General features: G+C 43.8%; 21 protein-coding genes. 9 read left to right on the top strand and 12 right to left on the bottom strand.

What is annotated here, in order from left to right:
* Positions 1-32: 32 nt before the first annotated feature.
* The gene (locus tag ACGTNI_RS11495) at positions 33-572 is read right to left on the bottom strand and encodes an HD domain-containing protein (protein ID WP_394462503.1); all 540 of its coding nucleotides are present in this window, start codon (positions 570-572) and stop codon (positions 33-35) included.
* Positions 573-674: 102 nt separating this feature from the next.
* Between ACGTNI_RS11495 and ACGTNI_RS11490 the strand changes: the two genes are divergently transcribed.
* The 4 genes from ACGTNI_RS11490 (at position 675) to ACGTNI_RS11475 (ending at position 3,214) form a co-directional block, all read left to right on the top strand.
* A complete protein-coding gene (locus tag ACGTNI_RS11490; protein WP_394462501.1) occupies positions 675-1,499 on the top strand; it encodes an aldo/keto reductase in 825 nt (274 codons plus the stop codon).
* 100 nt (positions 1,500-1,599) lie between these two features.
* Positions 1,600-1,848, top strand: a complete 249-nt coding sequence (locus tag ACGTNI_RS11485; protein ID WP_085506456.1) for a hypothetical protein — start codon at positions 1,600-1,602, stop codon at positions 1,846-1,848.
* Positions 1,849-1,966: 118 nt separating this feature from the next.
* A complete protein-coding gene (locus tag ACGTNI_RS11480) occupies positions 1,967-3,013 on the top strand; it encodes an ATP synthase beta subunit C-terminal domain-containing protein (protein WP_394462499.1) in 1,047 nt (348 codons plus the stop codon).
* Positions 3,014-3,136: 123 nt separating this feature from the next.
* Positions 3,137-3,214 (top strand): putative holin-like toxin, encoded by a 78-nt coding sequence (locus ACGTNI_RS11475; RefSeq protein WP_220387482.1) that lies wholly within the window; start codon positions 3,137-3,139, stop codon positions 3,212-3,214.
* 122 nt (positions 3,215-3,336) lie between these two features.
* On the opposite strand, the gene ACGTNI_RS11470 is transcribed toward ACGTNI_RS11475, so the two are convergent.
* The 10 genes from ACGTNI_RS11470 to ACGTNI_RS11425 form a co-directional block, all read right to left on the bottom strand.
* The gene (locus tag ACGTNI_RS11470; protein ID WP_394462497.1) at positions 3,337-3,621 is read right to left on the bottom strand and encodes a hypothetical protein; all 285 of its coding nucleotides are present in this window, start codon (positions 3,619-3,621) and stop codon (positions 3,337-3,339) included.
* Positions 3,622-3,760: 139 nt separating this feature from the next.
* Positions 3,761-5,377 (bottom strand): mechanosensitive ion channel, encoded by a 1,617-nt coding sequence (locus ACGTNI_RS11465; protein ID WP_394462495.1) that lies wholly within the window; start codon positions 5,375-5,377, stop codon positions 3,761-3,763.
* A 171-nt stretch (positions 5,378-5,548) separates the two neighbouring features.
* Positions 5,549-7,072, bottom strand: a complete 1,524-nt coding sequence (locus ACGTNI_RS11460) for an AbgT family transporter (RefSeq protein ID WP_394462494.1) — start codon at positions 7,070-7,072, stop codon at positions 5,549-5,551.
* Between the two features lie 94 nt (positions 7,073-7,166).
* Positions 7,167-8,474 carry a hypothetical protein gene (locus ACGTNI_RS11455; protein WP_394462492.1) on the bottom strand — a complete coding sequence of 436 codons (1,308 nt, stop codon included), beginning with the start codon at positions 8,472-8,474 and terminating at the stop codon, positions 7,167-7,169.
* Entirely contained in the window at positions 8,440-9,723 is a 1,284-nt protein-coding gene (locus ACGTNI_RS11450) for a M20 family metallo-hydrolase (RefSeq protein ID WP_394462491.1), read from the bottom strand. Before ACGTNI_RS11450 ends, ACGTNI_RS11455 begins: the two co-directional genes overlap by 35 nt.
* Complete coding sequence (locus ACGTNI_RS11445; protein ID WP_394462489.1) at positions 9,716-11,014, bottom strand: amidohydrolase; 1,299 nt, start codon at positions 11,012-11,014, stop codon at positions 9,716-9,718. The genes ACGTNI_RS11450 and ACGTNI_RS11445 overlap by 8 nt, the downstream gene beginning before the upstream one ends.
* A gap of 4 nt (positions 11,015-11,018) precedes the next feature.
* Complete coding sequence (locus tag ACGTNI_RS11440; protein WP_394462487.1) at positions 11,019-12,215, bottom strand: M20 metallopeptidase family protein; 1,197 nt, start codon at positions 12,213-12,215, stop codon at positions 11,019-11,021.
* A 148-nt stretch (positions 12,216-12,363) separates the two neighbouring features.
* Entirely contained in the window at positions 12,364-13,707 is a 1,344-nt protein-coding gene (locus ACGTNI_RS11435; RefSeq protein ID WP_394462485.1) for a DUF4910 domain-containing protein, read from the bottom strand.
* A 62-nt stretch (positions 13,708-13,769) separates the two neighbouring features.
* Positions 13,770-15,146 (bottom strand): M28 family metallopeptidase, encoded by a 1,377-nt coding sequence (locus ACGTNI_RS11430; RefSeq protein WP_394462483.1) that lies wholly within the window; start codon positions 15,144-15,146, stop codon positions 13,770-13,772.
* Positions 15,147-15,548: 402 nt separating this feature from the next.
* Positions 15,549-15,704 carry a hypothetical protein gene (locus tag ACGTNI_RS11425; RefSeq protein WP_394462481.1) on the bottom strand — a complete coding sequence of 52 codons (156 nt, stop codon included), beginning with the start codon at positions 15,702-15,704 and terminating at the stop codon, positions 15,549-15,551.
* 197 nt (positions 15,705-15,901) lie between these two features.
* Here ACGTNI_RS11425 and ACGTNI_RS11420 point away from each other — a divergent pair, with 197 nt between their 5' ends.
* From ACGTNI_RS11420 to nagE, 5 genes are all read left to right on the top strand, one after another.
* Positions 15,902-16,279, top strand: a complete 378-nt coding sequence (locus ACGTNI_RS11420; protein ID WP_394462480.1) for a DUF2512 family protein — start codon at positions 15,902-15,904, stop codon at positions 16,277-16,279.
* Positions 16,280-16,407: 128 nt separating this feature from the next.
* Entirely contained in the window at positions 16,408-16,593 is a 186-nt protein-coding gene (locus ACGTNI_RS11415) for a YjzC family protein (protein ID WP_394462478.1), read from the top strand.
* Between the two features lie 106 nt (positions 16,594-16,699).
* Positions 16,700-17,302, top strand: a complete 603-nt coding sequence (locus tag ACGTNI_RS11410) for an anthranilate synthase component II (RefSeq protein ID WP_394462476.1) — start codon at positions 16,700-16,702, stop codon at positions 17,300-17,302.
* A gap of 1 nt (position 17,303) precedes the next feature.
* Entirely contained in the window at positions 17,304-19,043 is a 1,740-nt protein-coding gene (gene pabB / locus ACGTNI_RS11405; protein WP_394462474.1) for an aminodeoxychorismate synthase component I, read from the top strand.
* Positions 19,044-19,235: 192 nt separating this feature from the next.
* On the top strand, positions 19,236-21,167 hold the full coding sequence (gene nagE, locus ACGTNI_RS11400) for an N-acetylglucosamine-specific PTS transporter subunit IIBC (protein ID WP_394462472.1): 1,932 nt from the start codon (positions 19,236-19,238) through the stop codon (positions 21,165-21,167).
* 93 nt (positions 21,168-21,260) lie between these two features.
* On the opposite strand, the gene ACGTNI_RS11395 is transcribed toward nagE, so the two are convergent.
* Positions 21,261-21,872, bottom strand: coding sequence for a peroxiredoxin (locus tag ACGTNI_RS11395; protein WP_394462470.1), 612 nt, complete (start codon positions 21,870-21,872; stop codon positions 21,261-21,263).
* Positions 21,873-22,376: the final 504 nt, after the last annotated feature.

Here is a 22,376-nt window from a genome sequence, read left to right as displayed (position 1 = left end):
GTATTTGGTGTACTATTAATCGTTTTGTAATATTAAGTGAATACTCGCAAAACAGCTTCTTCATAAGTTTTGAAGAATTCTGGAGCATCTTTCTTGAGAAGGTTGTCATACATATGGCTGGCTACTGATTCGTAATACCATTTTTGAGATTCGTAGCCTGCATTGAAGTTATGCCAAACTTGTGCGCCCTTCGTTTTCATTTCCTCTTCCGTTGATAACAGGTTGTCGAGTTTATCAGCGATTATTAGGTATTTTATATCCCTCGATGCTGTTTTTACGGTATCGATTGTATGCTGCTTACGTTCTTGCCAGGACCTCATTTTATCTTCCGTATGAGCTGCTACGAGGTCTGCTACCTTCTTGCCGAACTCTTTCTCAATATCTGTAATCGTATAATCGGTATCTTCCACTACATCATGTAAGTACCCGGCACAAATCAATTCCTTTGAGCAGCCAGCCTGGTGCAAGGTTTCAGCTACACGTGTAGGATGAACGATATATGGCTTGCCGGTCCCTTTTCTCACTTGGCCTTCATGGGCTTTTTCTGCGAATAGTTTAGCCTTATCCAGCATGCATGCGATCCCTCCGGTCTACGAAATTAAAAAGCTGTTATATAGGCCTTACCCTATTCTCCTATAATAAACTACAATTATCATAAATAAAGGAGTGTTTTTATGCAGAAAGTAACCTTACATAACGGTCTTACCATGCCCCAGCTTGGATTTGGCGTATGGCAAGTAGAGGACGATGAGGCGGTACCAGCAGTGAAAAAGGCTTTAGAAACTGGTTATCGTTCCATTGATACCGCTGCTATTTATGGAAATGAACGCGGAGTCGGAAAGGCCATCCAGGAAAGTGGTTTACAGCGTGAGGAGCTTTTTATTACTACAAAAGTATGGAATACCGATCAAGGCTATGAAAACACGTTAAAAGCTTTTGATGAGAGTTTAGAAAAACTGGGTCTTGAATACGTAGACTTATACTTGATCCATTGGCCGACACCGGAATTCGATGACTACGTAGAAACCTATAAAGCGTTAGAAAAGTTGTATCACGATGGACGGGCAAAAGCCATTGGGGTATGTAATTTTGATATCGACCATCTGCAGCGTCTCCTTGATGAATGTGAAGTGACACCCGTATTGAATCAGGTCGAATGCCACCCATACCTTGCTCAAAAAGAAATGAAAGACTTCTGTAAGCAGCATGGGATTTACGTTGAAGCCTGGAGCCCTTTGATGCAAGGTGGGGAAGTGCTGGGGAATAATACAGTTAAGACAATTGCTGAAAAGCATGACAAAACCCCGGCGCAGGTTATCATTCGCTGGCATTTACAAAACGATACAATTGTCATTCCGAAATCAGTGAAACCTTCACGAATTGAAGAAAATTTTAATGTGTTTGATTTTGAATTGGATACGTTGGATATGGAGCAAATCGATGCGCTGGACCGTAACGAACGCAAAGGGCCGAAGCCTTCGGAAATGAACGTGCGCTAACCAGTAGTCTTCAAGAAAAATATAGAGAAGAAGGCATGATAATGACTATTCAAGGGAACCTATAAGAAGATACTCAGTATGGAAAGGAGCGTGGCTGCACGTGATATTTGTAGCGGTCGTATTGACGTTAATCGGAACGCTGGGATTTAGCGGTTATGTGAAAAAGTCAAAAACGGTAGCCACCTTATATGTTATTTCCCTCATCAGTATTACGATTTCCTTGATTGGTACATTTATCATCAATGGTGATACAGGAAGCCAGGTAATGACAGTGGCTGGCATTATCAGTATTGGTGCTTTAATCGGAATCATATTAACCAAGCCAGAAAATATAGAGAAGAACGGTTGAAGCCAACCGTTCTTTTTTGTGAAATAATATTCTGTAATTATAATTACGCTAAAAAGTAATTATTTGTTGCATTAAAAAGTAATATGAATTACTATATAAAGTAATAGGAGGTGTGTTAATGGAAGATTTACGGTTGAATGTAGCATTGCTACGAAGACGTGTGCCCAATTTGACAAGTGCCGCCCGTTCAGTTGGACTGAGACCAGCCACTGTATCTAACCTGAGTACTGGAAAAATTCCTGTGGGAAGAGCGGAAGTGCGCACGCTGGTCGCATTAGCCTCACTTGCAGAATGCAGCCTGGATGAATTGATTATCAGAGGGGAGAAGGTAGAGATGATTGAGACGGGCATTAAAGCGTTGGATTTGTTGGCACCGTTGACAAAAGGTGGAACGATAGGATTGGTGGCAAGACCAGGGATGGGGCAGCTGGTTATTTTATCAGAAGTATTTTATCGGTTGAGACAGCAAGGTCATGCTACTGTACTATGGAAGCCAGATGATAATCAGCAAGGGGTTAATGACATCCTGGATGCAGCTGAAACAGTAGTAGAATCTATTAAAGAAGCCTACGAACATATTGCGCAACTTGGGACTCAGCAACAGGTCCTATTCGCTGCTGACCGCTCCCATGTTTTAACTGGAGAAATTCAGGAATTGCAAGAACGCCTGCTGAATATTGGAATGGATTCCGTTACAACGTTTTTAGTTGATTTAAAAGGGGAAGCCGTCGATGAAGACCTGCCCTATGGTCCATTGGAAACACTTTTGCAGTTTGATGCAGATTTAGCTGCAAGGCACATGTTTCCTGCTATCAACCCCGTTTATTCTACCTCCTCTGTATTAGAAGGGGCACACCTGGATCAAACACACCTTACGATACAAAAACGTTCCCAAAAGCTGTTAAGACGGTATAGGGAGCTACGTTCGATTGTTAATGTGAAAGGACTGGACAGTTTACCTGCCACAGAAAAGCAAACATATAAGCGAGGGGAATTACTGGAAGCGTATTTAACTCAGCCATTTTACGTAGCAGAAGAATTTACAGGCCAAAAAGGAGAAACAGTATCGTTAAAAGAAACACTGGAAGATGTCCGGAAGATATTAGATGGGGCAAGTGATACAAAGAATGTGAAAGAACTGAGTTACGTAGGAAAAATGAAATAAGCATCTAGCCTCCCTTGCTAAAAAGGGGGTTTTTAGATGTTTATAAAAATTTAACTTTTTTTAAGAAAATTGAATAGGACAAACATATGTTTGGGGATGCTTAACATAAGGAGGCGATAATCGATGAACACCTTTGAAGTACTGACGTTAATGTTAAGCTTTGGCATGTTTGTAGTCGCTGTCCTGAATTTTGATAAGTAACCCCCTTTTCTTGGCACGCTTAACCGGCGTGTTATTTTTTTGTTCAGTTACTGATTTACAACTTTACGATGCACAAGCTCATTAAAAAGTCAGCTCCCTATTTTGCAAGAGCTGACCGGTTATTATTCTTCTCTATGTTTTCTCATAGGACCAATCAATTTAGAAATACGATGTATGATGAACATCTGGATGAAAACGAGCAATGTTAAAATAGCCATGGTCAGGATAATTCCTGCAACCGAGCCTTCGCCCACAATTCCTATTATAAGACCGAGACTCCCCCCTACGATGACCGAAGGGTAGATCATGCTGTTGGTGATTTGACCTTTTCTCGCGAAATAACGATTTATTATAAAAGCACTGATGATTAGAATTGCTGCAATGAATGCGATGAACAGCTGTAACAAGGCGAATCCTCCTTTGTATAAAGCTTTTCTTTCTTAAACTTTATCAAAGTTCGTATGGTTTGTTAAATGATAGTTGTGTGACAAGTTGTGCCATAAAAAAGAAAGCGACCTTGTGGCCGCTTTCCCAGTTGTTTAACTATTAAAGTTTGTTGTCCGGACCGTTGAATGGATTGTTTGGATCTGTGTCTGGTCGGTTTGGTCTATTCTGCATATCGTTGCCTGTCTGGTCGTACTTCGATTTATTTTGATTCTGGACTTCGATTTTCTCTAACTTAGTATCCCATTTATGCAGATACTTAGCTGCCAGCTCGCGTCCACCAAGACCGAAGGAAAGACCGAAGGCGATAGCCAGTCCGCCCAGGATCAGGATAAATGCTGCGTTCACGATACTGTCTGCTACACCAAGCTGATCCAGTGCCATGAATACAGCTAGAGCGAAGATGGCATATTTAGCAATTGCAGACAGCATGCGGTAACCAGGACCATGCAGGATGTTGTGCAATAGTTTTTGAACAAGGTTTCCGACATAGAGCCCTACGAATAGGATTACAATAGCTGCAAACACGCTAGGCAGATAAGCGATAACGCCAGTTGCAAGATCGACAAGGAATTCCAGCTGAATAATCTGCAGAGCTTCCACAGTAAATAGGACGACAATCAGGATTTGAACGATACGTCCGATAATACGGGAGATGCTGTAACTGCTCTCGTTAGGATCCCAGTTTCCGATTCCCATGTTTCTTGCCATGGAGTTGACGCCAAGGCGCTCTAGTAAGTTGGCTACAATCTGGCCGACCCATTTACCGACCCAAATACCTGCCAAAATAAGTACAATGGCAATCGCGATATTTGGAATCATGGCAAGGACGTTGTTCAGCATGTTGATCGCCGGGTCCGTAATACCTCTGATTTCCAGTTGTTCCAGCGCGGAGATTACAACAGGAATCAAGATCAGGATATAAACAATCGTACCAATGATTCTGGACAAGCTCGTACCTTCAAGAACTTTGTCGAGCCCCATGCGATGAGCAGCCCGTTCTGTGCCGATGCTCTTAAGGAATTTAGTCAAAATATCCCGTACAAGCTTAGCTACAAACCATCCAATCAGTAGAATGAGAGCCGCTGCAAACAGCTTTGGAATAAAGGCTAAGAAAGATTGGATCATGTTCGTGAACGGTTCAGAAATCCCAGTGATCTGTAATGCAGCCAGAACAGCTGGCAGGAAGAGCAGCAATACTAAATAAAAAACAATATTAGCGGCGCTTTGAATGCCACGATTGGAAGAATGCTCATCCTCTGCTAATCCGAATCTCTCCATTTTGTGTCCAAGGTCGAACTTTTCACCGGCTTTAATGACAAGCCAGCTTAGCGCTTTTGCGACTAACCAGGCAACCAATAGAATAAGTGCAGCTTTCAAGATGTTAGGAATGGCTGCAAATAGGGTGGATAACATATCGGAAAGTGGAGCAGCGATGATATCCAGGTTTAAAATGTTAAAGAAAATGACAAATACAAAAATAAGTACAATCCAGTAGACGACTTTACTGATTATTTTCTCGGATGTCCATTTTTTATTGTCATTCCTTCTTTCTTTTCCTCCAGAAAATAATTTGTCGTCAAGGTCGGTCTTCTCCAGTCCTTTCTTGACACCTTTTTCAATGGCTTTGGCAATAATCCAGCCAATAAGTAAGACTAATAATGCAACTATCAGGTTGGGGATTCCTTCCAGGAAACCTGACCATTGAACATTGTTCATTCACTCATCTCCTTTATCATTGGAATTATTTCAAAGGTACTCTACCCTTAATTGCTTGCTTTAAACAAACAGGGCTGGTCTTCCCTTGATCGGGAAAACCAGCCCTGTTACTTAGTTACTATATGGTTAAGAAGTTTCTGTTAAATACCCCAGAAAAATTAACCAGGTAATTTAGAGGTGGATACCGATTCCTGGCCCGAATGGTATACCAAGGAATGCGAAGATAAGCAACAACACGATCCAGACAGATAGGAAAATGATACTGTAGGGAAGCATAAGTGCAATCAATGTTCCGAGTCCGGCTTTTTTATCATATTCTTTCATGAACGCTAACACGATGATGATATAAGGGTTCATTGGAGTAATGATATTGGTTGATGAGTCGGCGATACGATATGCTGCCTGAATGAATGCCGGGTGATAGTCTAAGAAATAGAACATCTTTACGAAAATTGGAGCTTCTAAAGCCCATTGTGCTGACCCGCTGAAGATGAATAAGTTCATGACAGCGGTCAATAAGACAAAACCGATGATGACGGCTATTCCAGTAAGGCCAATGGACTCGAGGAAGTTTGCCCCACTAACAGCAATCCATGTTCCTAAGTTCGTCCAGTCGAAGTAAGCGATGAATTGAGCTGCCGCAAAGATCAGTACGATAAAACCGGACATATCTTTCATAGCTTCGCCCATATATTTAGAGATATCTCTTGAGCTTTCCAGTTTTCCAACCGTTTTACCGTAAGTTACCCCTACCGCGACAAACCAGAATAAGATAATCGGGATAATCCCATCTAAAAATGGAGAAGGAATAATGCCGCCCTCTTCATTTCGAAGTGGAGAATTCGGAAGGAATATGACTAACAGGATTAATGCTACATAGGCGAGGGCTACAATAGCAGCGTTCCTAAGCCCACGCTTCTCCAGACTGGTCGAAGCTTTCAGAGCCTCGCCGCCTTTTCCTTCATACTTACCTAATCGAGGTTCAACAATTTTTTCTGTGATAAGAGCGCCTGTGATAGAGAGAACAACTACTGATACCATCATGAAATACCAGTTATCGACTGGTGTGACAACAATGTTGGAATCCAGATTTTGCATGACCTCTGTTGAGATACCTGAAAGCAAGGCATCTGTACCAGCGATGATGATGTTAGCTGTAAACCCGGCTCCGACACCAGCGAAACCTGCAGCAAGACCGGCGAGTGGATGCCGTCCGACCGTGTAAAATACCATTGCAGCAAGTGGCGGGACGATAACGAAAGCTGCGTCTGAGGCGAGGTTACCTAATATACCGACAAAAATTACTGCATAAGTTACGAGAGCAGGTGGGGCTTTAAGAATTGTACTCTTAATGGCTGTTTCCAGCAGACCAATTTTATCAGCCAAGCCAATTCCGAGCATCATGGCCAGTACGAGTCCCAGCGGCTTAAAACCGACGAAGTTGTCCAGCATCGAAGTAAGAATGTATTGGAGTCCTTCTGCAGAGACAAGGCTTTTGATGGTGATTAATTCTTCGCTGCCGGGTTGTTGAAATGAAACATCAAATAAAGAGATGAACCAGGACAATAGGATAACAAACAGAGCAAGGTATACGAATAACATGAATGGATCAGGCAGGCGGTTACCTGCACGTTCAATTACATTCAAAAAGCGGCTGAGTCCTTTTCCTTCCGAAGCATTTGACTGAGTAGCCATATGTTTCACCTTCCTTCATAAAATTGGAAATATACCGTTAAACTTCCGAAAATACACAAAATTATTATTTTACTGACAGAAAAACTTTTTAAAATTACAATGGAGTGAATCGATATACTTTACGAGGACGGCCCCTTTCGCCTGATTGTGCTTCCCCGCATTGTTCTACGACATTCGTTTTTTCCATCTCTGTCAAAATTCTTCGTCCGTTCCGTTCTGTACTTTGGAGCCAGCGGGAAATATCCTGGGAAGTGAATTGATCCCGTTGATATTGTTTGGCGTAAGCAATGATTTTTGAAACAACTCCTGGACTTATGGAGGCATCTTTAATTTTTTTGCGCCAATCAGCACCAGTTTCGACCGTTTGGTAGGACAGATCCTTCGTTTGCTTGTTCTTTAATGTAATCGATTGATCCTCGTCTACCAATAGTATGGTTGCTTGTTCTTGTTTGGTCATATTCCTGAACCCGAACCGGACATTCTGCTCTGCTTGTGATACTGTCTCTCCGAAACCAATAGAAATGCTCGCTTCAATGTTATTTTGTATTTTGACTTCCTCAATCAGTTCCAGTAAGTCTTCATAAGCATCTTCACTGACCTCTCCGCGTGTCGTAAAGATGAAAAACAATCCATCTCCTAATTGCATAAGCGAGCCATTTGTTTTTTCAGTTACTTGAAGCAGTGACCTTCTCAAGTCTAATTCCTGATATTTAGTTTTAAAGGAATAATAAAGGTCATCGAGTGTATCCATATTAAATTGAACACGGCAGCCGATAATCGCCGTTTGTGAGTTGCGATACCGTTTCGATTGCGCCCTTTCCTCTAAAAATTGAATGACCATGCGTATTGATAAATAAGAAGGAGTTACACGATAAACGGGAATGTCCATCTTCTTTAATTGAAAAAATACATCTTTGATTGAGGTAATGACGACCTCGGTTTTCCCTTGTTCGTATAAGTCTTTATGGAATTCAACAAGGTTTTGGATTTTGTCGTAACCTTCAAATGGATGGTTGTAATAAGTCAATTTTTCGAGATTGTAATACGACAGTATTTTCGAAATCTCTTCATCAGAAATCGTATCGATTCCTACCTGCTGGAATACTGTCTGCTCGGTTAATTGTGCTTCCAGGAGAATACCGAAAAAACTGGAACCATGCAGGGGAGGGAAGCTCGCTTCTTCTTCCGTAATCAATTGATTTTCGGTAGCGTAGGTGTAGTTCAGGACTCCGGAAAAAAACCATTGGTCCACCTCATACCTGTGAACGGTTAAAATGTTAGTAATTTCCGACAATTCTTCATATATAAAAGGTACAAATTCTATATTCTTAAATTCTTGTGCCACATATTCAATCCGCTGCATCGAGTCAGCTGGACTGATTACTCCAATTCTTGTCTTCATCATCATCACCTGTTTCTGTTAATAAATATGCTGCGATTATGTTACTTCCTTTTTGTAAATCGGCTATACTTGCATATTCTTTAGGGTGATGGCTGATTCCTTCTTTACAAGGGATGAATATCAGACCAGAAGGCCAACGGACCGCCATGTTCATGACGTCATGTCCTGCACCGCTATCCATCAGCAACGCCTTATATCCAAGTTTTTCACTTAACTTCTGAAGTTTCCCCTGAACCTGCGGGGCTAGAAAGACAGAATCATTGTTAACTAATGTCTCTACTTTGACCGATATTTCCCGTTTTGTTTCGACCTGGCTGCAATAGGATTTGATCAGGTCTGCCAGTTCATATTTGACGGAGTCGTCTACACTGCGGATATCTATGCCCAGTTCGACTTCACCAGGGATAACATTCATGGCATTGGGTTTTAATTGAACGGTACTTACCGTAGCTACAAGGGGGACTTCCTGTCTATCGTTAATCTTGTTTGCTTCCTGTTCGACAAAATTAACAAGGGGAGCGATAGCAACGAAGGCATCTTTCCGATTGTCCATTGGAGTAGTCCCCGTATGATTGGACATGCCGGTGGCGGTAACTTTGAGACGAATCGGGCAGGCTACTCCTCTCACGATCCCGATGTCTGCTCCGTTATTTTCAATTTGCATCCCTTGTTCAATGTGCAATTCCAGAAAACTCTCTAAAAAATCTGGTGGCTCTTCTGCTTGTTCAATGGTTTCCCAATTCAATCCAAACTCCTCGATCGCCTGTTTGATCGTTACACCATTTCCATCGGTGACGGACTCAAGGTCCTGTTTATCCAGCAATCCACTAACTGCTTTGCTTCCGATAGTTGATACGCCGAAACGGGCCGATTCCTCAGAAGCGAAACAAATGACCGCAATATTTTTCTTTGGCGTAAAAGACTGATCTTTCATCTGCTTAATTGCTGCAAGGCCGCAAAGAACACCGGCTACCCCATCATAACCACCGCCTGCATTGACCGTATCGAGGTGGGACCCGACCGCAACAGTAGGAGCCGAAACGTCCACTTTCCAAACAGCCCATTGGTTACCTGCTTCATCGCTAGTCACTAGTAAGTCGAGTTCGTTTGCTATTTTTCGAAAAGCTTCATGGGAGCGGGATTCTTCCGGACTGTAGCTAAGCCGGGTGAATCCTCCTGGTTGATCCATGGTATCTGCGAGGTTCAACTGTAATAGCTTTTCTTTCAACCAATGGGAATCTTCACTCATGGGACATCCCTCCTTTTAAAATGTGAATATATGCATCAACAGCTACAGAAATAACTGCTTCCTGGTAATCGAAGGAAGGGTGATGATGACCATATGGGAGCTCTGTACCAAACAGCATGTATGTCGCCTTTCCGCCGTTTTTTTGTACAGCATTGGTCATGAAGCTGGCATCTTCTGAACCAGACACCTTAGCATACGGGAGTACCTCGGTAACATAGGTGCTGGTTTCGCAAGCTTTGGTGATAAAAGGAATCAATGAATCATCACATTCGATTTCTTCTGTTTCACCTACAAACTCCATCGTAACCTCTACAGCATGCATGGCACCTGCGGCTTGAAGAATACGTTTTGCTTCCTGAAGAACGTATCGGTTTATCTCTTTCGTCTCTCCCCGGGTTTCGATTTCCATATACGAAGTTTCGGGGATGATATTACGCCCGCTGCCGGCAGTCATTTTTCCGACATTGATTCGAGTCGGGCCCCCACTGTGGCGGGGGATAGCATAGAGTTGTGTCGCTGCAGTTGCGGCTGCGAGCAGTGCATTTTTCCCTTCCTCCGGTTTCATGCCGGCATGGGATGCCACACCCGTGAAATGGACATTCAACTTGGTAGATGCCAGGAAGCCTCTCGTCGTTGCTGCAATGGTGCCGACAGGGTAAGGATTGATGCCGATATGGCCGGTATAAAAATGATCCACACCATCGAGCCAGCCTTTATCTGTTATCGCTTTCGCTCCGCGTCCGCCTTCTTCTGCCGGTTGAAAAATAAGGGTGTAGCGCCCAGTTAATGATTCTTCATAATTTGCAATAAAATGAGCTACTCCAAGGCCGATGGCAGTATGACCATCATGCCCGCATGCATGCATAACGCCTTCTTCCTGGGAACGGAAGCCTTGTTGAGAAGGGAAGTGGTCGCTAGATTCTGCTTCCTTTATCGGCAAGGCATCGATATCAAACCGGAAGCCAAGATGTTCTCCTTTCTTTTCGGTATCCCATGTAGCAACTATCCCTGTATTGCCTCCACGCATCTTCTCCATCCAGGTATCTTCCACTCCCCAATGAAGCGCTTTGTTTTCCTGTTCCGTTAATAAGGTCTCATCAGGAACGCCCATGCGAGACGTGCTTTCAAGGGCATCGATTCCCAAATGAATTTTAAAGCCGAGTTTTTCTAACTCCTTACCGATGCGGTAAGTGGTGTAATACTCCATGAAACCAAGTTCGGGTTTCTGGTGGAGGGTACGGCGCCATTCCATTAGCAGAGGAGTAATTTCTTTGGTGAAATTATCATTCATGTCATCACCTCCTTGCGAGTTTATCTAAAGTATCTATGGCCAGCTTTACTAAAAAAGAGCTGCCCATCGGTAATGCTCGTTCATCCAGTTTGAACTTCGGATCATGGAGAGGTTTTTGTTCTTCTTTGTTTTCAATCTGCGTTCCCAGCCAAATAAAAGCGCCTGGATAATGTTCTAAAAAGCGGGCGAAATCTTCTCCAGCCATGGAGGGCTCCACTTCAGGTGCAGCTTGCTCGCCAAGCAGGTCTTTAGCAGAGTTGCGCGCTACATGTGCCCATTCCGGCGTATTGATTGTTGCCGGGTACCCATCCAAATATTCGATATCGACCGAACCTTCAAAAGCTTCCGCAGTCTGCCATAAAATGGTATGGAAGCGGCTCTTGACTTTTTGTTTCACTTCCGGAAGATAAGTGCGAATTGTACCTTCGAACGTCACCTTATCTGCTATGACATTATAGCGGTAACCGCCTTCAATTTTTCCGACTGTAAGTACTGCCGAATCAAGCGGATTCACGTTGCGGGAGACAATCGTCTGCAAGCTGGTAATCATTTGATTCGCAATTATGATCGCGTCATTGCCGTCCTGGGGCATACTAGCGTGGCCGCCACGTCCGGTAACCGTTACCTTGAAGCGGTCCGATGCTCCCATCATCTCTTTATCTCTTATACCGACTTCACCGACAGGAAGGCCGGGCCAGACATGTTGTCCGTAAATGACATCGGGCTGGTATTCCGAAAATACACCATCCTCCATCATTTGCTTCGAACCCCCGGCAGGCGCGTTTTCTTCGGCTGGTTGAAATACTAATAAGACTGTTCCGGATATATGCTCCTTCATTTGATTTAATACATAACCTGCACCGAGAAGCATGGAAGTATGGGCGTCATGACCGCAAGCGTGCATTTTTCCATTTTCTTTAGAAATGTAAGGGTGGTCATTCATTTCCTGAATAGGCAAGGCATCCATATCAGCGCGTAAAGCAACTGTTTTACCGGGATTGCTGCCTTTGATGATGCCCAGCACGCCTGTTCCTGCGTAACCGGTTTTGTACTCGATTCCATACGCCTGCAGTTTCTTTTGCACCAGTTCGGATGTTTGAAATTCTTCTCCGCTTAATTCCGGATGCTGGTGCAAGTGACGTCGAATTTCTATCATTTCATCTTGTATTTCATTTATATAAGTTTGGATGGTAGATTTCATCGTTTAGGTCACTCCTTTTTATTTAAGGAAATATTCCTTAAATGTTCCGTTAAAAATAGTATAACAAATTAACAGGAAATGTCACCCTTTTATTTAAAATTTTCTGACAAAAACAGAAAAAATCCCCTCACAAGGAGGGGAGGTGAAGTTATTTTCTTATCAATTCATATACTGCTGCTCCAACCAGCTCTCCAATCTCCTGTAGCCGTTCTTCGCTGATGTATTGTATGAGATCATCTGGTGTATGGTAATAAGGCTCAAGGTTGGCTGTTTCCGGTTCACGACGGATGAAGTTGACGGCATCAATGCCTCCTTCATAAAAGGAAACATGATCAGAAGCACCGCGCTGGTACAGCGTAAGTGGGGAGGAGGTACCGATTCTCTCAGCTGCGGCTTCCGCGCTTTCTGTCACCGTGTTGGCCTGTCCATCCAGGGTGTTCATATAAATGGAAGAAGCTTCTTCCCAATTGGTTCCCACCATATCAAGGTTGAAGTTACCGATACTTCGGCTTACTTCATCTTCAGAAAGTTCACTGACATAATGTTCGGAACCGACAAGACCGATCTCTTCAGCTCCGAAGAAGGCAAACCGAAGTTCTTTATCGACCGGATAGCTTTTCAGGATACGTGCTAGTTCGAGAACCACACTGGTTCCTGATGCATTGTCGTTTGCTCCAGGGGCATAAGGGACACTGTCGAAGTGTGCGGTCACATGAACAATCTCAGGATTGTCGACATGCTTTGGACTTTTAGAAGCAATGATGTTTGTCGAGGTGGCATCCTCCAACCGTTCGACAGCAAATGTCACCTCTTTTTCTTCAGCTGCCACATCTTCAAGCAACGCCTGACCACTTTCCATGGTCAACCCTGCTAGCGGAACTGGAGATTCATAGTCTCCGAGTGACATATTGAGGGGAGGCTGGTCTGCTGCGTTATTATAGATCAATACACCAACAGCACCTGCTTCAACCGCATTTTGTGTTTTTTCAGCAAAGCTGAATTCGCCACGGGAGATGAGGGCAATCTTTCCTTCTGCTTTCTCTGAAAAGTCTTCCGGATAACCTAGGCCGGCATCAAATAACAAGCCCGTGATTCCATCTGTGTCTGTAGATCCAGATCCGGAAGGAATATTCACTTGCACTTCATTTCCATCCACTGTCTCTAATATGCCCGACATCCGGTCCGGAATTGCGAATTCCTGTTCTTCGACTTCGTAGCCATAAGAGTTTAATAGATTTTTAATATAGTCAGCAGCCTCTTGTTCTGCTTCTGTACCAGTAACACGTGGTCCGATCTCTTCGCTTAAGTAGGCAATATGCTCGATGCTTCGCTCAGCCTGAAATCGCTTGATGACCTTTTGATCAAAAGCACTCTTATATTCCGAAGGAGCTGCATCCGCTGACGGTAGTGAAACTGCAGGGGAGTAAGCCAGCCCGCTGGACAGCATGACCGCTGACAATAAAACCGCTGCTTTCTTTTTGAATTTATTCATACGACGTACCTCCTGTAATTAGGTTTTGGTGAAGTTATTACAATGCAAAAATTAAGCTGTGATTAAAGTGGGCGGTCGTCGAAGTCATATTCTACTGGTCCTGGGGCAACATTAGCATTCTCTAAAGCAGGCGTATCCGGTCTGGCAATCTGGTAGACCGCCGCTCCTACAATTTCCCCAACGTCCTGCAGCTTTTCCTTACTGATTTTATCGATCGTATCTTCAGGACCGTGGTACCATGGCTCCAGTGGAGCATGGATGAACAATGCTGCCGGGATTCCACGCTCAAAGAAAGGAACATGGTCACTGCGCCCAAGCTGTCCGTATGGCACAGTTTCGGAAACGCGGGCACCAGCGGCTGATCCGTAATCTGTCACCAAGTTCTTTTCTCCGTCGGGAGTGAACATGATTAATTCGCCGGCATCACGACTGCCCACCATGTCGAGCTGGAAGTGACCAACGATATTATCTGCTTCTTCGTCACTCAAAGAACCAGCATAATGATACGATCCAACCAGGCCTTTTTCTTCTGCACCATAAGTGGCGAACCGAAGCTCCGTATCGGTAGGGATGTTTGCCATAACCCTTGCCAGTTCAAGAACGGCTGCGACACCAGAGGCATCATCATTCGCTCCTGGACCAGCACTTACCGAATCGTGGTGGGCACCGACCATGACAATTTGTCCGTTATCCTTGTTAGGGTGTGGGGCTTTTTTAGCAATGACATTATGGCTTGTCCCTGTAATATAACCTGCACCTTCTACCGAAACCGTCGCTATTACATCTTCCGCAGCCAGACGCTCGACCAATTCCAGACCGCCTTCACGTGTAATAGCGACAGCAGGGATATCTTGTCCTTCATAAGCTGTACCGAATTGATTGCCTGTATTTCCTTCACCGTTAAACATTATGACACCTACGGCACCCTTATCGAGGACGTTTTGGATTTTGTTATAAAAAGGTATCTGACCTCGTTCAATCAAAGCGATTTTTCCGTCGACTTCCTCATCGACTTCTTCTTCAGAAGCAAGACCGACATAGACGAGTGGTGCTTCTGCCTCACTATTGACAGAGCCAGTAAACGTATGGACATCACCGGAAAACTCCTCGCTGTTCAAAGAGATGGAAGAAGTGCCACGTTCAAAGCCCTTATTGAATTCAAAGGGCTGTATTTCTGTTTCGTACCCATAGCTTTCAAATTGCTCTTTAATGTATTGGACACCTTGCCATTCTCCATCTGTTCCTGCTTCACGCGGCTGTTGCGCCAATACTTCGATGTGTTCATACATGTTTTCCGAATCAACCTTTTTGATTACTTTGTTGTCAAAAGCGTGATCCGATTGTTCGTTTGGAGCGTTGTTTCCTGCTTCTGCCGGTAAAATCCCTGAACTTACTGCCAGTCCGGCCGCCAGAATAGCTGTTAATGTTTTACGGTACATAAAGATCCTCCCTTGTACTGATAGATTAATAGACAATGACATTATCCTATTTTTTCAATTGTAAGTAAATTTCTTAAATTCCATAAAATGGAATTTAATTAGTGGAAGTGATACTTTTATCCTGAAAATCGTGTCGATTAATTGATAGAATTGTAGAAGGGTATCGAAAAAATAACCCTTATCTACTAGTAAGGGAAAATGGTCACATTATATATAAAAACTGCCGGCAATTTACTGCCGGCAGTTCCACTTTTAATATCCACTTGTTTCATAATCTGTTAGATACCCTGCAATTGGGTAAGCGGGGATGTCATTCCAGCCTACCACTATCCCTCGAAAGACCTACCAATATAAAAGAAGCTGCCTTCCTTTCCTGGGAAAGCAGCTTTTACGAAGGGGGAATTATTGTTCGAAATCATCCGGGTTCTTTTCGCTTTCTTTAACCTTTTTTGAATCTACTTGCTCACGCTGTGGATCAATATCTTTTTGATTATCTTTTTCCTTGATCTTTTGTTCTGGAGAGTCCTCATACCGTCCGTTTTTATTTTGGTCTGTCATCCAAACACCCTCTCTTATTAGTAATCGTCTTTGTGTCCTCATTTCACCTATACTGCGTTTTTAAACTTGATAAGAATTACAAGTAGAAGACAATGCTCTCTATGAGTTTACATTATTTTTACGATTTGTCAGATTATGTTTGTATCACATAAAACCAGGAAATATTTTCTTGTAGAACTCGGGTAAGGAGGTCGATGATGGAACACCTTAAAGCTATTGGAATCAAAAGTGTAATGACCTTTGCTACTGTGTTTTTTATCCTTGGTTTAGGTTGGCAGATGACATTAGGGCAAGTTATGATCTTGACTCTTACCATCGCGGCGCTTTCCTATCCATTGGGTGATCTGAAAGTATTCCCTAAAGCAGGTAATATGGTAGCAACGCTGGTCGATTTTGCAATAGTGTTTGGCGTGATATGGCTGCTCGGAAACCTTTTGGTTAATAATTCAGTATCGCTTATTATTTCCGGGGCAATAGTTGCATTTACCATGGCTGTCGGTGAATATTTTTTTCACAAATATATAGCCAGGATTGTCCTTCATCGTAAATATCCTTTTGAAAACCATAAATACTGAGCACCCCTGTTATCTTCTTATAGCTCATGTCTTGGGAGTTAATATTTCACCTGGCGACGTTTACGAATGAGGGGAATCGGTAAAAATACACCTAAATAGTCAGCAGATCCCTAATGGAGGTGAGCACAATGTCAGAAGAGCGTTATCAAACAGGTGATAAGGCACCGGAGACAGGACAGTACCGGTTTGACAGTCTGGTCGAAGGTTTTTCACAGCAGCAGGAGAATAAGGTGATTCGGGTAGCACAGGATGAACAATTTCCGGGAGCCCCTGAAAGTGGAAAGTCTGCTTATTGGGTAAGAGTTGAACAATAAAGAGATTCCCCTGAGACTAAAGTTCTCAGGGTTTTTTTAGTTTGTGACTAATGTTCCAGCGGTTTATAATAAGTGGGTATGCATCCTTCAGAAAGTGGTGGGCAAGATGGTTGTCATCATAGATAATTATGACTCTTTTACATACAATTTGGTTCAATATTTCAGGCAGATGGATGAACAAGTTCTTGTATATCGAAATAATCAGGTGACCGTGAAAGAACTCCAACGCTTAGGTCCGGACTTGATTGTCCTATCACCCGGCCCGGGAAGACCGGAGGATACATTGGGAAACCAGGTTATTCTGGCTGCATTCCATGCCATAACTCCGATCTTGGGAGTATGTCTTGGACATCAGTCAATTGTTACGTACTTTGGAGGAAACGTAGTCAAAGGGGCAAGGCCGGTACACGGAAAAGTAAGCAGAATTATTCATGATCATCAGGGTGCATATCTTAATCTGCCTTCTCCTGCTTTGGTGACACGCTATCACTCTTTGGTAGCGGAACGAAATACCATGCCAGAAAGCTTGATGGTAACCGCCGAGACAGAAGATGGAGTAGTGATGGGGGTCCGGCATAAGAAATACCCCATCGAGGGGTTGCAATTTCATCCTGAATCCATCCTGTCAGAAACCGGCTTACAAATGCTTGGGAATGTTTATCGTAACGCCAAACGCTGGGCAATGAGGTCGATACAGGAAGAGGTGTGATATGGAAACGTTCTTACAATTTGACTTTACTGAAGCAGACAATAATCAGCCAATATGTTTTGTGAACCCTATCCAGGTGATTGCGGTATATAGCCCGGTAGAAGTTCCAGCAGCTTTTCAAAAAATAGAAGCTGCCATTCAAGAAGGGTATTATGCAGCGGGGTTTGTCTCTTATGAAGCTGCTCCAGGTTTTGATACAGCGTACCAGGTCCATCAGGCAACAGGAGACCTCCCGCTCGTCTGGTTTGGGATTTTTGAAAATCCTGTCGAACCTAATTCCCGGACTGAGTCCCTTTCCGAGTATCAGATTTCTGATTGGGAACTCGATACGACCCAGGAAGAATACCGGCAGGGAATTATGACCATTAAGAAGGCAATTGAAGCAGGAGACACCTATCAGGTCAACTATACAGCAAGACTGGCCGCCCAGTTTCAAGGGGATGATTATTCTTTTTATCAGCAATTGAAGGAAAATCAGCAGTCTGACTATGCCGCTTATTTGAATATAGGGAGGTACCGGATTTTATCGGCATCTCCCGAACTCTTTTTTCGAGTCAGTGATGGGGTCATCACAACAAAACCGATGAAAGGAACAGCAAAACGGGGAAAAAGTATGGAAGAAGATGAGCAGTTTAAGCATAAACTTTCTACTTCTGAAAAGGACCGGGCAGAGAATCTCATGATCGTTGACCTGTTGCGCAACGATATGGGACGTATCGCAAAGCCGGGAACGGTAAAGGTGCCCAACTTATTCGCTATTGATTCCTATCCGACCGTTCACCAAATGACCTCTACTATTGAAGCGGTATTGGAGCCTGATACTACCATTTTGGATTGGTTCTATGCTCTTTTTCCATGTGGTTCCATCACAGGTGCGCCGAAGATCAGCACGATGCATTATATTTACAAATTGGAAAAATCCCCTCGTCATGTATACTGTGGAGCGATCGGCTACATTACTCCTGATAGAAAGGCGATATTTAACGTTCCTATCAGAACAGTCTTAATAGATAAAGAAGAGGAAACAGCCATTTACGGGGCCGGAGGTGGTGTTACATGGGATTCTACCGTGGACGGGGAGTATGAGGAGCTAATGGCAAAAGCCCGGCTGTTAAAGGAAAAAAGAAAGAAATTTCATCTTTTGGAATCACTGAAACTGCAGGATGGATACTATCCTTTGTATCAGCGGCATATGAACCGGCTGATCTCCTCAGCCCGTTATTTTGGTTTTTCCATGGATGCCGAAATCGTGTCGAAAGCTTTGCAAAATGTTGCCGCTGATCATCCAGTGGGGGACTTCAAAGTTCGTCTGCTGATGAGCAAGGCTGGGGAAGTTACAGCAGAAGCTGCTGCCATCCGTCCGCTGGAAACTGTAGTTTGTTCTCTGGCACAATCTCCAGTCGATAAGCAGGATCCTTTTTTATATCATAAAACGACTCATCGTGATGTTTATGATGGGCACACCAAAGCTTCGCCCGAAGACGTTTTTTCTGTGCTGCTCTGGAATGAAAAAGAAGAAATCACAGAATTCACCATTGGTAATGTGGTGATAGAAAAACATGGGAAGCTGTACACCCCTCCCGTGGAATGTGGACTTTTAAATGGTACGTTCCGACAAGAATTAATGGAGAAAGGAGTCGTCATGGAGAGACCAATTAACAAGCGTGAACTGGATAAGGCTGAAGTCGTTTGGCTGATTAATGGAGTCAGAGGCTGGGTGAGAGTAGAGTTACAAAACTAGCGTGTTAGTGAATGGCAGCAAAACGAAGCCATTCACTTTTATTTTTTAATAAGGCAGGAATTATATTACATAAGGTTAATTAATAAATTATAGCGGAGTACCTACATTTCTGGTCTATACGTCTATATAAGCGGGTGTTATAATTCAATTAAGCGGTTTCAAATTTCAATTACATAAAAGGGAGGAAAAGAAATGTTAGCATTTTTGCAACGTATCGGTAAGTCATTGATGTTCCCGATCGCGATGCTTCCGGCAGCTGCACTGCTTGTTAGGCTGGGTGCGGATGACATGCTGGACATCCCGTTTGTCGCTGCAGCGGGGGATGGTATATTGGCTAACCTTCCGCTGATTTTTGCTATTGGTGTTGCCATGGGCTTCGCCAAAGACGGCAGCGGGGGAGCGGCGTTATCGGGGGCAGTAGGTTACCTCGTCCTGACAGGAGGGGTAGAGTCTTTTGGTGATGATTTAAGCATGGGGGTTTTTGGAGGTATTATAGCTGGGATTATTGCAGGTCTTTTATACAATCGTTATTACCAGACCCAGCTTCCTGACTGGCTTTCCTTCTTTGGAGGCAAGCGGTTTGTCCCAATTGTCACAGCTGTCGTTATGGTTATATTATCTGGTGTCTTCGGCTTCCTATGGCCGCCAATCCAGGCAGCAATCAATGGGTTAGGGGAATGGATGCTTGGCGCAGGAGCGCTCGGTGTAGGTGCATACGGTTTCTTCAACCGATTGTTGATTCCAATCGGTCTGCACCACGTTATCAATACGGTTGTTTGGTTCGATTTCGGCTCGTATATGCCACCAGGTGCTGATGAAGCGGTCCGTGGTGAGATCAGCAGGTTCCTGGCGGGAGACCCTAGTGCGGGAAGCTTCTTAGCCGGTTTCTTCCCAATCATGATGTTCGGTCTGCCTGCGGCATGTCTTGCTATGTATGCGGCAGCGAAGAAACATCGTAGAGCTGCGGTCGGTGGGATGTTGTTCAGTATCGCCGTTACATCATTCCTGACTGGTGTTACTGAACCAATTGAATTTTCTTTCATGTTCCTGTCACCGTTACTTTACGTGGTGCACGCATTATTGACAGCTTTATCCATGATGGTTTCCTTATGGCTGGATATCAGGCATGGATTCGGGTTCTCTGCCGGGTTCATTGATTATTTGCTGAACTTCGGTATTGCACAGAAACCGATCATGCTGTTTGTCCAAGGCTTGGTGTTTGCGGCCATCTATTTTGTCGTCTTCTACTTCCTCATTGTAAAGCTTGATCTGAAAACACCTGGGCGCGAAGATGAAGACGAAGAGCTTGCAGAAGAAAATCAACAGGTCGGTCAGCCTGCCAGCGGTAAAGGAAGAGATTATGATGCAAAAGCGTATCATTACCTTACTGCGCTTGGAGGTCCGGAAAATATTAGAACATTAGACTATTGCGCTACTCGTCTTCGCCTCCAGGTAAAGGATATGGAAGCGGTAGATGAAAAAGCATTAAAGCGCCAGGGCGCAAATGGGGTTATGAAGCTTAATAAAACCAGCTTGCATGTCATCGTCGGTACGACGGTCGATTTCCTGGCTGATGCCATGCGTAAGCGAATGGACAATAATGACATGCAGGCACCTGGTGGGGAAGAGGCTCAGGAAGAAACAACAACTAATGGCGCTGGGTTACCTGCTTTCGATAAAGCGGACATTGTTTCTCCTGCGAAAGGGAAATTAATGGATTTAAGCGATGTTCCTGACGAAGTGTTCGCACAGAAAATGATGGGGGAAGGTTTTGCCATCGACCCTGCAGACGGATTATTCGTTTCCCCTGTAGATGGAGAGATTATCAATGTATTCCCGACAAAGCATGCAATCGGAATCAAAGCTGACAGCGGTCATGAAATTTTAGTCCATGTTGGTCTCGATACAGTAAAACTTCAAGGCGAAGGATTCGAAGTATTTGTCTCTGAAGGACAGCGGGTTAACAAAGGTGATAAGCTGTTGCAGGCAGATCTTGAGCATTTGAAAGCGAATGTACCATCCACGATTTCTCCAATCGTATTTACTAATTTAAACGAAGGAGAAAAAGTATCTGTCACACAAGTAAAAGATGTCAGCGCCAATGAAAGGAATATTTTAAGGTAAATATAAAATCCGGAGTTCCCAACGTGGAACCCCGGATTTTACTTCGTATACTGAAAGCCCGGATGTGAGAATCATCCGGGCTTTCAGTATCTCTTATATTTTACCAATCATATTAGGGTCTCGCTTGATTCCCGGCTGTCCTGGCATCCAATTAGCGGGAACGCCTTCTCCTGTTTGTCTGCCGTATTGTATTCCCTGTATTAGCCTCAAAATTTCCGGGACGTTACGTCCAACTTCCGGCGGGTTGGTGAGCTTTGCTGAAATGATACCATTCGGATCGATGATGGTAGTGGTGCGGAGTGCCGCTCCGGTTTTTGTATTGAACGCCCGGTATGCTTTACTGATTACCTGTGTCCGATCACTGACAAGTGGGAAGGTTACCCTGGAAGCCGATGGCGAGGTCTCGGTGAAAATTTTATGAGCATAGACACTGTCGGTACTGATAGCCAGCACTTCCGTATTTAACTGTTTCAGGTGAGGATGAATGGCAGCGACCGCTGCCAGTTCGGTCGGTCATACAAAGGTAAAATCACTGGCATAGAAAAAGAGTACGACCCACTTGCCACGGTAGCTTGCTAAGTCTACTGATGTAATTTTTTTAGAGACATTATCATAAGCTTCTGCCTGGAAGGAAGGGGCAGTGTCATTCGTATGGGCACAAAATGGAAGATCACACGGATCAAGGTCGTTCACAGTGAAGTCCATATATTCACCTCTTTTCCTGCGTTTTTAACATCTTATTCATCTTCTTACGTGCTAATGAAAAAAGCAGGGAAGATGGTCACGGAAAGAGAATGTATTAATAAGTTGCTTTAAATATAACGCTCAGTTAAACCTCCGTGTTGATATTACAATAAAGCTCCCAATTGCTGAAGACTCAGTTTCGAGATAGTTTGTTTCCGTTATGGTAGTAACGGGTTTGGAGGTTCGGGAAATTACTCGCTTTCCATGGGGGTACGGTGAGCTTCCTCGGGCTAAAGCCCTGCGGGATCTCACCATGTACTATCCTCCCATTGGAGTCTCGCAATTTCCCGTACCTCCTTGCGTGTATGAGAGAAACGGAAACATCACTAAATAACTTCTAACTTAGTAAGAGTCCTTCTGAAAAATGGCCTACTAGCTGGATCCTTGGTCATTAAAGAGAAAATGTTGAAGACATCTTCATCTTTATAAATGGTCCGTTATTCAAAAACGGATAAGGCGGCAGGG

The sequence above is a fragment of the Thalassobacillus sp. B23F22_16 genome, assembly GCF_043496955.1.
GTDB lineage: Bacteria > Bacillota > Bacilli > Bacillales > Halobacillaceae > Thalassobacillus > Thalassobacillus devorans_A.
The sequence above is the reverse complement of the archived record's forward strand: the minus strand, read 5'-3'. Positions and strand labels throughout refer to the sequence as shown.